This window comes from Pseudomonas sp. LBUM1673 (assembly GCF_059695645.1).
Genome location: NZ_CP166780.1, coordinates 3,485,227 through 3,497,693, shown reverse-complemented (window position 1 = coordinate 3,497,693; position 12,467 = coordinate 3,485,227). Strand labels below are relative to the sequence as shown.

The 12,467-nt window shown below is 60.3% G+C and carries 12 protein-coding genes; 3 read left to right on the top strand and 9 right to left on the bottom strand.

The window, feature by feature from the left end:
* Nucleotides 1-231: 231 nt before the first annotated feature.
* Nucleotides 232-771: a hypothetical protein gene (locus ACA044_RS16085; protein ID WP_497442300.1), complete on the top strand. Its 540-nt coding sequence runs from the start codon at nucleotides 232-234 to the stop codon at nucleotides 769-771.
* Nucleotides 772-830: 59 nt separating this feature from the next.
* Here the strand turns inward: ACA044_RS16085 and ACA044_RS16080 are convergent, their stop codons facing one another.
* The 8 genes from ACA044_RS16080 to ACA044_RS16045 form a co-directional block, all read right to left on the bottom strand.
* Nucleotides 831-1,700 (bottom strand): isocitrate lyase/PEP mutase family protein, encoded by an 870-nt coding sequence (locus tag ACA044_RS16080; RefSeq protein ID WP_497442299.1) that lies wholly within the window; start codon nucleotides 1,698-1,700, stop codon nucleotides 831-833.
* Between the two features lie 310 nt (nucleotides 1,701-2,010).
* Nucleotides 2,011-3,045 carry an arginine N-succinyltransferase gene (astA, locus tag ACA044_RS16075; RefSeq protein ID WP_497442298.1) on the bottom strand — a complete coding sequence of 345 codons (1,035 nt, stop codon included), beginning with the start codon at nucleotides 3,043-3,045 and terminating at the stop codon, nucleotides 2,011-2,013.
* 61 nt (nucleotides 3,046-3,106) lie between these two features.
* Nucleotides 3,107-4,123, bottom strand: a complete 1,017-nt coding sequence (locus ACA044_RS16070) for an arginine N-succinyltransferase (protein ID WP_497442297.1) — start codon at nucleotides 4,121-4,123, stop codon at nucleotides 3,107-3,109.
* A 119-nt stretch (nucleotides 4,124-4,242) separates the two neighbouring features.
* Nucleotides 4,243-5,592 (bottom strand): APC family permease, encoded by a 1,350-nt coding sequence (locus ACA044_RS16065; protein ID WP_497442296.1) that lies wholly within the window; start codon nucleotides 5,590-5,592, stop codon nucleotides 4,243-4,245.
* A gap of 57 nt (nucleotides 5,593-5,649) precedes the next feature.
* Nucleotides 5,650-6,402 (bottom strand): N-formylglutamate amidohydrolase, encoded by a 753-nt coding sequence (locus ACA044_RS16060; protein WP_497442295.1) that lies wholly within the window; start codon nucleotides 6,400-6,402, stop codon nucleotides 5,650-5,652.
* Nucleotides 6,386-7,717, bottom strand: a complete 1,332-nt coding sequence (locus ACA044_RS16055; protein WP_497442294.1) for a type I glutamate--ammonia ligase — start codon at nucleotides 7,715-7,717, stop codon at nucleotides 6,386-6,388. Before ACA044_RS16055 ends, ACA044_RS16060 begins: the two co-directional genes overlap by 17 nt.
* On the bottom strand, nucleotides 7,714-8,358 hold the full coding sequence (locus tag ACA044_RS16050) for a cysteine hydrolase family protein (RefSeq protein ID WP_497442293.1): 645 nt from the start codon (nucleotides 8,356-8,358) through the stop codon (nucleotides 7,714-7,716). The genes ACA044_RS16055 and ACA044_RS16050 overlap by 4 nt, the downstream gene beginning before the upstream one ends.
* A 2-nt stretch (nucleotides 8,359-8,360) precedes the next feature.
* Entirely contained in the window at nucleotides 8,361-9,215 is an 855-nt protein-coding gene (locus ACA044_RS16045; protein WP_497442292.1) for a MurR/RpiR family transcriptional regulator, read from the bottom strand.
* Nucleotides 9,216-9,719: 504 nt separating this feature from the next.
* Between ACA044_RS16045 and ACA044_RS16040 the strand changes: the two genes are divergently transcribed.
* Both ACA044_RS16040 and cobF read left to right on the top strand, forming a co-directional pair.
* Nucleotides 9,720-10,292 (top strand): histidine phosphatase family protein, encoded by a 573-nt coding sequence (locus ACA044_RS16040; RefSeq protein WP_497442291.1) that lies wholly within the window; start codon nucleotides 9,720-9,722, stop codon nucleotides 10,290-10,292.
* Complete coding sequence (gene cobF, locus ACA044_RS16035; protein ID WP_497442290.1) at nucleotides 10,292-11,047, top strand: precorrin-6A synthase (deacetylating); 756 nt, start codon at nucleotides 10,292-10,294, stop codon at nucleotides 11,045-11,047. Before ACA044_RS16040 ends, cobF begins: the two co-directional genes overlap by 1 nt.
* Nucleotide 11,048: 1 nt before the next feature.
* On the opposite strand, the gene ACA044_RS16030 is transcribed toward cobF, so the two are convergent.
* Nucleotides 11,049-12,272 carry a DUF3422 domain-containing protein gene (locus tag ACA044_RS16030; protein ID WP_497442289.1) on the bottom strand — a complete coding sequence of 408 codons (1,224 nt, stop codon included), beginning with the start codon at nucleotides 12,270-12,272 and terminating at the stop codon, nucleotides 11,049-11,051.
* Nucleotides 12,273-12,467 lie beyond the last annotated feature (195 nt).

The window sequence follows — 12,467 nt, the reverse complement described above, 5'->3', positions numbered from 1 at the left end:
GAAGCGGCGTTTTGCTTTTAGGGCCCTGATGCAGCGAGAATCATCCTCTGCGGGAGCGGGCCTTTTAGCCAACGATGATGTTGTCCGACACGCCGTCTTCGCGAGCAAGCCCGCTCCCACATTAATCCGGGGGTGTTCAGATGTTTTGTGCGCAACCCATAACCCTGTGGGAGCGGGCTTGCTCGCGAAAGCGGTCTGCCAGCCACCAATGATGCTTAGAGGAGAAACAAGTTGGATAAAAAGGAAAGCAAACGGCAACTGGTGGCCATGCTCGAGGGCGGGCGCTCCAAGACCGAGACGTTCAAGGCCTTCTCCGGTGGGTCGATCAAGGATCGCGTACTGGCTTACTGGATCGCAGCACATCCGGATCCTGCCCGCTACGAGCAACACTACCGCAAGATCAACACGCTGCTGACGCTCACTTTCGCACAGGCCTTGCTGGGCGCGCTGGCGGGGTATTTCCTGGGCTCGATGATCGGCCCGAAGGCGACGGTGTTTTTCACCCTGTTCGCTGCCCTGGTGCCGTTGTTGTTCGCTTACGGCTTCTACAAGAACTCGGCCCAGGCCTACAACATCTACATCATTCTTTCCCTGAGCCAGTTCCCGCGGCTCTTCGAGGGTTTTACCGAAGACCCGCTGATAACCTCATTCGGCGCAGCCATTACCTTGGGCATGGTGTTTTTTGTCGCGTATCTGCGTTCTTTGCTGTTTCCGGACTTCGCGTTCATCGGCCCGAAAAAGGTGAAAGGGCAATACATTTTCTCCGATTGATAGCGGGGAGAGGCGCCGGCGTTTTCACTGGCCCGCGGCATGGAGCTGAGTTGGCGCAGTCACTCTTTCACGCTCATGAACTCCTTGGCCCAAAGAATGTAGTCCTCCGGCTGCGTATAGGTATGAGTCAGTTCGGTAGCGTTCAGGTCGGAGGCCTGGGTGAAGATCTGGCGTTGTTCGCGCAGGCTGTCGTAAGTGGCCTTGATCGCGGCGAAATAGGCGCCATGGCCGTCGATGGTGACGCGCACACCCAATTCGGCGAGGCGTTTGTCGTTGCGCAGCAGCGGGTTGCCGTAAGTGACCAGCATCAGCGGCACGCTCAGGTGCTCGGCGATCTGTTCCAATTGGTCGAAATCCTGCACGCCCACCATACAAATCCCGTCCGCACCGGCCTGCTGGTAATGCTGGGTGCGGCTGATGATTTCCTGGATCGGCAGGATCCCCGCGTTGGTGCGGGCGATGATCGCCATTTCCGAATCGACCCGGGCTTCCAGCGCCGCGCGAATCTTGCCGACACCTTCGGCAACCGTGATCAGGTCGGTGGACTTGCGGCCGAATTGTGCCGGCAGCAGGGTGTCTTCGATGGTCAGGGCGGCCACGCCGGCGCGTTCGAGTTCGACGATGGTGCGCATGACGTTGAGCGCGTTGCCGTAGCCGTGGTCCGCATCGGCGATGACCGGCAATTGGGCCACACGGCCGATGCGGGTGGCCTGTTCGGCGAACTCACTGAGGGTAATCAACGCAAAGTCGGGGGCGCCCAGCACCTGCAACGACGCAACCGAACCGCCCAGGATCCCCACTTCAAAACCCAGATCGGCGGCGATGCGTGCCGACATGGGGTCGAAGACCGACGCCGTGTGATAGCAGGTGTCGGAAGCAAACAACTCGCGAAAATTACGGCGCAAATCTTGATGAGAAAGCTTGGGCATACGAGTTCCACCAATACAAAGGAATGGAAGGCTTGAGCAAAAGTGTCAACGCCGAAGGAACAAAAGGCTATCACGCGGGCGGGTAAAGAATGATGACGAATTTGCAGGCCAAGAGCAGGTCATGTGGATTGATGCCTTGACGCGATCCCCTGTAGCCGCTGCCGAAGGCTGCGTTCGAGAGCGAAGCGCTCGCCATCACGGATCGCAAGTCATGCAGAAGAGATCCAGTCGGTGATCAGTCTGAAAGGCCCTACTGACAGGTTTTACGACTGCTACGCAGCCGAACGCAAGCTTGGCCAGCTGCTACAGATCACGCCGCCACCGCCTGCTGCTGTTGGTTAAGCAGCGGTAAGGCGCGCACCGAGTTGCCGGGTTGCAGTTGCAGGCGTTTGGCGGTGAGCCGGTCGACAATCAGGCTGTTGCCCACTTGCCGGGCTCGGGCGGTGGTGATACGACAGTTTTCGAGACGACGGTTGTGGATCAGCCACACCGGAGCCTGGTCATCGGGTGTACCGATGGCCAGCAACAGCGGTTGACTGTCGCGCACTGTGCGAATTCTCGATATCGGGGCTTCGATCACCGGGCCGGCGTCGAAGATGTCGATGTAACCCTTATGGGCAAAACCCTCGGCGGTGAGGATCCTTAGCGCCGGCTCCGTGTTCGGGTGAGGCTTGCCAATCACCGCTTGGGCCTGTTCGGTGAGCAGGCAGGTGTAGAGCGGCTGGCGCGGCATCAGTTCGGCGATGAACGCTTTACTGCCCAATCCCGACAAGTGATCGGCGTGGCTGAAATCCATTTTGAAGAAGTGCCGGCCCAGGCTGTCCCAGAACGGTGAGCAGCCCTGCTCGTCGGCGCTGCCGCGCAGTTCGGCAATGAGCTTGTCACCGAACAGATGGGGGAATTCGGCGACGAATAACAGACGCCCCAACGACAGCAGTCGACCATTGCAACCGTGGCGTTGATCGTGCCTGAGAAAGAGCGAGCAGATTTCCGATTGGCCGGTCATTTCGTTGCTCAGGAACAACGTGGGAATCTGGCGCTGAATACCCAGGTCCGGCGACGAGCTGACCGTGAGGCCGACCCGGTAGTTGTACCAGGGCTCCCGCAGGCCGACGGCCCCCACAAGGGCACTGACGCCGACCACTTGCCGATCGTCGTCTTCAAGCACGAACAGGTAATCGGCGTCTGCGCGCTCGACCTGTTCGGCAAAGGTGCGCTGGGCCCAGCGCACTCGGTGGGCCAGGCGTTCCTCGTTGAACGGCAGGGTGGTGAACCCCGGACCGGCCCTTTGTACCAAATCCAGCAAGGCGGGCAGGTCGGTGATTTGAACCGGGCGGACAATCATGATGCAGCTCCTTCTTCGCGCCTGCTCGGGCGCTGTCGTTGGGCACGGGGCCGGTGGCGGCTCACAGGGCGATCAACCGGACCGGACTGGCGTCGGTCACGTTCAGGGCCGCGCACATCTCGGCGCTCAAGGCCACAGGTTGCCCGGCGCGGTAATCCAGCTCGGCGACGATGGCGCGGTAGCCCTTCAACGAATCGTTGCTCACCAGGTAACTGCCACGGGCATCGATGGCTGACTCAGGGTGCACCGTGCCGGTCTGGCTCCAGGCGATGGAGCGAATGTTCGAGGTGCGCGCGTACAGCGTCGGGCCGCCGTTGAACAGGTCGATGTAGCTGCTGGTATCGAAGCCTTCGCGTTCAAGAATGTCGAAGGCCTCCTGACCGTCAGGATGAATCCGGCCGATACATTCCTGTGCGGCCGGCGGCAGCATCGGCACGTAGATCGGGTATTGCGGCATCAATTCGGCGAGAAACGTCCGGCTCTGCAAACCACAAAGCCGCTCGGCTTCGACGTAAGGCAGGTCGAAGAAATGCTTGCCCAGTGCATCCCAGAACGGCGACTGCTCTTGCTCGTCGCTGTAACCGACGATCTCGGTGATCACCGCTTCGGCAAAGCGTGCTTTATGTGCGGCGATGAACAGTAGCCGCGCCCGGGACAGCAATTCGCAAAACCGCGTGCGTTCCAGCGCCGCGTCGATATGGAAACTGCACAGCAAAGTATGACCACTGAGGTCGTGGCACAACGACAACGCCGGCACCCCGTGCTCGATGTTCAGCTCCCGTGAGGCGCTGGTGAAATGGCGGTTGCGCAAGTTGTAGAACGGCTCGCTGAACCCGGCAGTGGCGAGGATTTCCGAGCAGCCCGCCAGACGCTGGGTCGTCAGATTTTCCAGCACGAAGAAATAGTTCTCCGGGCCATGACCCTGGACGTCTTTTTCGAACGAAGCGCAGGAGTCGAGAATCTTCTCGCGCAGGCGTTCGGTATTGTCCGGCAAGGACGTGACCCCCACCAGACTGTCGCGCGCCAGCTGCTGCAACTGGGGCAGGTCGGTTAACTCGACTGGACGTAAGACCAGCATGGACATACTCCTGTATCAATGGGTTCGGTGGTTCGCACCGAACCTGACTATCACTGTCGGTTTCCACGCGTTAAATCGGCTGTCGCCTGAATTCGTGTCAGACGCTGCTCTTTTTCTTGTCAGCCATTGCTTGGGTCGGGCAGTACCGTGCTGGCACCCAGTTTGTTGAGGAAGAACAGATAGACCAGGCCCAGGGCAATCCAGATCAGGCCGAGTTTCTGTGCATCGACGCCCATGTTGTACATGATGGCCGCGACGATGATGAAGCCGATCACCGGGCAAATCAGGTGACGGATCACCTGGCCGGACTTCTGCCGACGCCAGTAGTAGTTGATCACGGTCAGGTGCAGCAGCATGAAGCCGCTCAGGGCGCCGAAGTTCACCAGGGAGGTGAGGGTGTCCACTGAATTGATGAACAGGTAGCAGATCACCAGCGACAGCACCGCCACCAGATAAATGCTCAAGTACGGGGTGTTGTGTTTCGGGTGCACCTTGGCCAGTACTTTCGGCAGTTTGCCGTCGCGGGCCATACCGAACAGCAGACGCGAAACCGCCGCTTGTGAGGTGATGGCGACCGCGACGCCCCAGGCCAGCGCGGTGGCCACGGCGGTCAGGGTTGCGAGCCAGCTGCCGGCGGCGATTTCGGCGATTTCATAGAACGCGGTGTCGGCGGACTTGAAGCCCAGGCCGGCGGCCAGGTCGCTGGCAATCCAGGTCTGTACGACGAAGATCACCCCCATCACCAGCAGCGTGATCAGCGCCGCTTTGCCGACGCTGCGGCCCGGGTCGCCCTTGATCTCTTCGGCGAGGGTGGAAATGGCATCGAAACCGAGGAACGACAGCACTGCAATCGATACCGCTTGCATCAGCAGAGCGAAGTTGAATGTCTCGGGGTTGTACAGCGGCCCCAGGGTCAGTTGACCGTTACCGCCGCCGCTGTGCAGGGCATTCCAGGCATAGAACAGGAAGATCCCCAGCACCACCAGTTGCGCCAGGAGAAAGACGATGTTCATCCGCGCGGTGAAGGTGATGCCCCGCAGGTTGACGAAGGTGGCGCTGACCAGAAAGGCCAGGATGAAGCCGACCTTCGGGATGTCCGGGTACAAATGATTTAGCGCCATCGCCGCGTACACGTAGAGCAGCGGCGGAATCAGCAGGTAGTCGAGCAGCATCAACCAACCGGCGATAAACCCGACATGCGGGTTGAGGCCGCGTTGTGCGTAGGAATACACAGAGCCCGCAATCGGAAAGGCCCGCGCCATGCTGCCGTAACTGAGGGCGGTGAACAGCATGGCCACCATGCCGATGATGTAGGCCAGCGGCACCATCCCCGGCGCTTCGGCGTTGACGTACCCATAAACGCCGAACGGGGCGATGGGGATCATGAAGATCATCCCGTACACCACCAGGTCCGTCAGTGACAGGCTACGTTTCAACTCTTGCTTGTAGCCGAATTCTTCAATTTCCATGAAGCCCTTCTCCTTGATATGAAAGCAGCTGCACGCTGCGAGTTTGATGCGGCGCCTCTACAGCAGTGGCGCCAGGTAATCGGTCCAGCGACCGACGTCCTCAGGTGTGCGCAGCAGATCGTTGCGCACCTCGACCAGCACCGACGCAAGGCCTCGTGCGTCGCCGTGAACCGGCACGGTCATGTCACCCAGCGGATCGATTTTGTACGGCTGATTGCCGACGACTTTCAAGGGATGCCGGCTCAGCCCTTCGATCATTCGCTGGGCGTAGTCGATGGCCTGCCCGTACAACACGCCGACTTCCATCGGTCGTGGCTGGCCGTAATAAATCGGCGTGAAACTGTGAATGCCCACCACGCGTACCGCCCGACCCTGAGCAACACGGGCGTCGATCAGGGTTTGCAGGCGTGCATGAAACGGCTTGAACAGGCAGTGCCGGCGGTACTCGCGGGTGGCCTCGTCCAGATCCCGGTTGCCCGGTACCTGATAAATCTCGCTCTGCAACGCAATGCTGTCCGGAGCATGGCGCGGCCGGTTGAGATCGATCAGCAGCCGTGAATAATTGGCCGCCAACAGAGTCGCGCCCAGCGCTTCGGACAACCCCTGGGCCAACGCCAGGGCGCCGATGTCCCAGGCGATGTGTTCGCGGGCGGCCTCATCGCTCAGGCCCAGGTCATTTAACCCGGCCGGGATAAAACGACTGGCGTGTTCACACACCAGAATCAGCGGGTGCTCGGAGGCTTCCCGGCTCAGGGTGTACGCAGGCCGGGTATAAAGACCCCATTCAGCGGATTCAGTACAAGCGCGCATAGTGCTCACAGAGGTCAGCGGGCGAGAGCTGTTCCGTCAGCGTCAGTTCCTCGGTTTTAAGGGCGAAGTAGGTGTCCAGCAAGGCGCGCGGCAGGGCTTCGCTCAACGCCTCGCTATTGCGCAGGCAATCCAGGGCCTGGGACAGGGACGCAGGCAGGGCGACGATGCCCCGGGCCTGGCGTTGTTCCTCGTTAAGGGAATCAGGGATTTCATCGGTGATCGCGTTCAAGGGCAGGCGCTGCTCGATGCCCAGGCGCCCGGCGATCAGCAACGCCGCCATGGCCACGTGCGGCGAGGCCGTGGCGTCCATGGCGCGAAATTCCAGGTTGTATTGCGTGGCCACGGATTTGCCGCCCAAGCTCACCGTCGGGCAAATCCGCAGCGCCGCTTCGCGGTTGCGTTGGCCGAGGCAGGCGTAGGAAGCGCTCCAGTGATGGGGCTGCAAGCGTTCGTAGGAAACCGGCGTCGGCGCGGTAAAGGCGCAGAGTGCAGGCAAGTAGTGCAGAACGCCGGCGGCCCAATGCTGGCCGAGGGTCGACAGGCCGTTGGTGGTGCCACCGTCATACATCACTGGTTGGCCGGTCAGGTCCTGCAGGCTCACATGCAAATGCACGCCATTGCACACTGCATGCTCGGAGGTCTTGGGGGCGAAACTGAGGTCCAGGCCCATTTGCCGGGCGATCTCACGGGTGATTTCACGCACGTTCACCGCGCGGTCGGCGGCGGCGACGCCGAGGGCCGGGCGGCAGGTGATTTCGTATTGGTGCTTGCCGTATTCCGGCAGGAACATTTCCGGTTCGACGCCACCGGCACGCAGTGCACTGAGCAGCCAGCCGCCGAACTCCGCGCCCTGGCGCTGGGCTTCCAGGGAGAAGGCCAGAGGGTCTGCCGCGCCGCTGCCGAGGTTGAATTCATGTTCGAACGCCGCGTTGATCTGCAAGCCCAACTCGTCGCGATAACGCTCCACTTCGTTGCGCAGCAGCGTGCGCGGGCACGCGCCCCACGGGCGGCCATCGGTTTCACGAATGTCGCTGTGAATGAAGTCCAGCGCCGGGGCATGGGTGTCCGGGCCGTTGTTGACGGTCACGCGGCTGCTCAAGTCGGGGATCAGCCGCAAATCTCCATAAGCGCCCCATGGATTGCTGGAGGCAATGATGTCTTGCGGGGTCAGGGCGCTGTTGGCCGGCACCCAGCCGCAACCCGCCACGTGATAAGCCTCGAGTTCGTCGGTGGGAAAGGAGCGACCGCGCGTCACGCCGATCAGGTCAGTGGTGACGATCGTGGTCATGGGCAGCGGCGACAGGCGTTCGCTCATGACTGCATCTCCTGCAACCGGCCGAGCACGGTCTGCGTGTCGGTGATCCAGCAGTAGCCCTTGATGGCGTTCAGGCAGGCTTGATGCCGCTGCGGGGTGTAAGTCGCGCAGGCATCTTCGACCAGCGTCACCAGGTAGCCACGGTCGGCGGCGTCGCGCACGGCCATGTCGACACACTGGTCGGTGACGATACCGGCGATGATCAGGTGGCGGGTTTCAAGGTTGTGCAACACGTAATCGATGTTGGTGGAGTTGAAGACCCCGGAAGAGGTCTTGGGCAGCACGATTTCGTTTTCGACTGGTGTCAGATCATCGATGATCCGCGCTTGCAGGCTGCCCTTGGGCAGGTGCATGTCCGAGAGTTTGTGGTCCAGCGAACGATCGCGACCATCGGCGGTGAGGCTTTCGATGAGCGTGTGCAACACGTTTTGCCGGGCGCTGCGAAAGGCACTGAGCAGCCGGCGTTGATTGGGTACCACCTGCATGTGGGTGCGGGTCAGGAAGTATTTGGCGTCTGGCCCGTTGAGGTGCGGGTCGAACTGCGGTTCGAGCCAGGCGCGCTGCATGTCCACCAGCAACAGCGCGGTGTGGTCGATGGCAAACGGCAAGTCCCGGGGTGAGTGATGGGGGAGCGTGAACATCCTTATTTGTCCTCCAGCAGGTGGGTGTCGAAATCGGCCCGCAGCGCGTCGATGCCTTCCAGGCGATCGGCCAGATCGGGGCTGCGCAGGGACAGGCAGGCAACCAGTGCCTCAACCTGGGCCAGCGCCGGGAGTATCGAGTCGAAGGCAGACGCCGATTCCACCGGTGCACTGATGATCAAATCGGCCATTTCCCGCAGCGGTGATGCATAGATGTCGGTGAACAGCACGACCCGCGCATGTCGGCACTTCGCAGCATTGGCGACCCGCAAGGCCTGGGACTGGTAGCGGCGGTAGTCGAACACCAGCACCACGTCCTGACGCTGCACGTCGAACAACCGATCCGGTAATTGCGCGGTGTCTTCCAGGGCGAAACAGCCGGGCCGCAGCAGGCGCAGGTGGTTGAGCAAATAGCCGGAGAGGAAACTGCTGAAGCGACCGCCAAAACAGTGGACTTGATGGCGGGTATCGAGCAGCCACTCCACCATGATTCGTACATCTTCGGGCTGGGTCAGTGCCTGGGTTTCTACCAGTGCCCGATGGCTGTCTGCCAGATAATGGCTCCAGGGGTCATCTTTCTTGAGATGGGCGCGGGGTTGCAGCAAAGTACTGGGAGAGCGCAGGCGGTGGTCCATGTCACTGAGCAAGGCTTCCTGAAAATCGGCGTAACCGCTGAAACCAAGCTTCTTTACCAACCGCACGATGGTCGGATCGCTGACACCGGCATGTTCGGCCAAACGTGACATCGGGCCCAGTCCGTTACGCGGGTATTGGTCCAGCAAGGCACGTATGACTTTGCGTTCCGAGGGCGTAAAGTCCACGCCGGGATCGGTGATCAGGTCTCTGAGAGAGGGCATCCGGGCTCCTGCTGGATGAATATGTCGGTTTCATTTCATAAATCGCTAAAACAGTATTTATGTAACGTGCGCTACATGTCTAGCGAATTTTTGCGTGGATTTTCAAAACACCACAATAGGGCGAAAGCCCCGTGCGCGCTGGGCTACATGGATGTCGACTGACGTTGTAGGACATCGGCCATAGTGATGTGAGATATCGCGACTACTCAGGGGTAAAATGGACGCTGCGAGCCCAATGCCAGTCAGTTAAGCCGTCACGCGGTCCGTAGCAGCTGCCGAGCTCGCTTGGCTGCGTTCGGCTGCGAAGCAGTCGTAAAATCAGGCGCTGCGGTCCGCCAGGCATACTGTGCATTCAGGGTTTACGACCGCTACGCGGCCGAACGCAGCCTCGCGAGCTCGGCAGCTGCTACGAGGACAGCGTTCAGAGTGCACTTCTTGCGGCACAATGAGCCGATTGTTCGCGGCATCGTGCCGTTTTCCATCCCATCGACAAAGAGACTCTCCGTGCAGGCGACCCGCTTGACCCTGATTTGCCACGCTCGAACCGTCGCACAGAAACTGGCGCGTTTTCCTACGGATGAGCCATTGGAAATGGATTGGCAATCGGCGAAGGGGTCGCGTTGCAGTCAGTTCAAGCGCGCCCCCCGCCTGCTGTGTGGCCCGGAACAGCGAACCCGGCAAACGGCTTCCTTGTTTGGCGACGACGTGGACATTGTCGCGGCGCTGGGGGATTGCGATTTCGGACGCTGGAAAGGCACGTCGATCGACGACCTGCAAAAATCCGACCCTGCGATGCTCCAGGCCTGGCTCGATGACCCGGCCTCGGCGCCCCACGGTGGAGAGTCGGTGGCGCAACTCGGTGAGCGGGTGGCGGCGTGGTTGCATACCCTTGAGGCCACGCCGGGGCATATCGTTGCCATCACCCATCCTTCTGTCATTCGCGCCGCGCTGATGCAGGTGTTGCAGGGCGCGGGATTCAACCAGATCGACGTCGAGCCGTTATCGGCCATCGAATTGCGCTTCAATGGCCGCTGGCGGCTACGCTTGACGGGCACGGACCCTGAGGGAGCGCTTTGATGAAAAAACTTCTGGTCATCGGTGTTGGCGCCGGCAATCCCGACTATATAACGATGCAGGCGGTGAAGGCGCTGAACCGGGTCGACGTGTTTTTCCTGATGGACAAGGGCCAGAGCAAAGACAAGCTGATCGACCTGCGCCGCGAGATCTGTGAGCGTTACATCACCGATCGCGACTACCGCTTCGTCCAAGCCCATAGTCCTGAGCGCGAGCGCGGGGATGTGGACTACAAGGCCAGTGTCGAAGACCTGAACCACGCCAAGCAGCAGACTTTCGAGCAGCTGATCAATGAGCAAATGACCGACGACCAGTGCGCCGGTTTTCTGGTGTGGGGCGATCCGGCGTTGTACGACAGCACCATTCGAATCCTGCAAGCGATTCTGGCTTCAGGTCGTTGTGTGTTCGAGTTCGAGGTGATCCCCGGTATTACCAGCGTGCAGGCGCTGGCGGCGCAACATAAGGTGCCACTCAATGGCATCGGTCGTTCGATTGAAATCACCACCGGCCGACGGCTGGCGGCAGGGCAGGTGAGCGATGCCGACAGTGTGGTGGTGATGCTGGATGCGCAAGATGCCTACCATCACGTGGCCGATCAGGAGACGGAGATTTACTGGGGAGCCTATCTGGGGACGCCGGATGAAATCCTTGTCAGTGGCAAGCTCAAGGATGTAGCGGATGAGATTGAGCGAGTACGCAAGGCCGCGCGGCTGGCGAACGGCTGGATCATGGACACCTATCTGTTGCGCAAGCCTTGAATCAGTGTTCTTTGGCTTTTCTGATTCTGATCAAGATAAACAGCAGGATGCAGAGCGCGAGCGGGGTCATGGCCAGCATGGCGTCCCTCGCGGAAATGTCCGCGCCCATCAGATGCAATCCCGAGTAAAACAGCTTGAACAGGCTTAACAGGTAGTAGGTGATGGCAATAATCGACAAGCCTTCCACGGCGCGCTGAATTTTGATTTGGGTATCGGCGCGAGCATTCAGACTCTTCAGGATTTCCGAGTTCTGCTCTTCCATTTCGACCTGTACGCGCGCCTGCAACAGATCCCCAAGGTTGGCCACGCTTTTGGCCAGTTGCTCCAGCCGTTGTTCGGTGACGTCACAGTACCTGACGGTGGGTTTAAAGCGTCTTTCGATGAAGATTCCCAGTCGCTGGCAATCGCCCACGTGGCTTTCCCTGAGTTCGCCCAAGCGTTCGAAGACCAGCTGAGCATACGCTCGGGTGGCGCTGAAGCGATGTCGGGTTTTCGCTGCGCTGCTGACCACTTGCGCCGACAGGTTGGCAATGTCGGTCAGCAATTCTTTCGCATTTCCGGTATCGGGGCCTGCGTTACGCTCCGAGAGGTTGACCAATGTCTTGTCGAAGACGTTGAGCTGAGTGCTCAAGGCTTTTGCGGTGGTGAGAGAAAGCGAAGCCATCATCCGGTAGGTTTCGATTTCCAGCAGGCGGCGGATCATCCGTCCCTGGCGATACGCATTAAGACGCTTGTTCACGAACAGGAAACGGTTGGTGCCGTCCGCGCTCAGGCGAAAATCGCTCCAGACCGTCGCATCGCCTCCGCCGATGCAAGAGCCGCAAGGGTCTTTGAATCCATAAACAGACAGATCGCCGGAAAAGGATGCGTCGGTGCATACCACAACCTGCACCGCATTGATCACGTGTTGCATGAAGGGTTCGACCCGGTCCATCAAGGCCTTGGGTGGCGGGCTCCAGCGAGTCTCGTGACTGGAGGAGGGCACTACCAGCGTCAGCGTCAGGAACTCCGCGTGTCGCTCCCACTTCAAGGCATGGCCCTCCAGCTCGGTGATGCCCTGGGCCGCATCCGGGTCGACGGGGCCGGGGCTGCAGCGATTCAGCAGAGTGTCGCATTGCCCGTCATTAGCCAGAAACGCCAGATGAAACACATGAGCCGGCTCGTCGAAATACAGAGAAGGGCGCGCATGCAACTCGTTGTGCAGGGGCAATCTTTGCGGGTGCATGCTATTGGGGCCATGTTGGAGTTGTTTGTTCTTGGGACTGGGTGCCGAATTCTTTAGTCACAAACAACACCTGCGATCGACCCGTGCCGGTCAGCCAAGCGCAATACCTGTGGGAGCGGCGGTGCGACGATTCGACTTGCTCGCGAAAGCGGTGTGTCAGGTGAGATCAATGTTGACTGTGCCACCGCCTTCGCG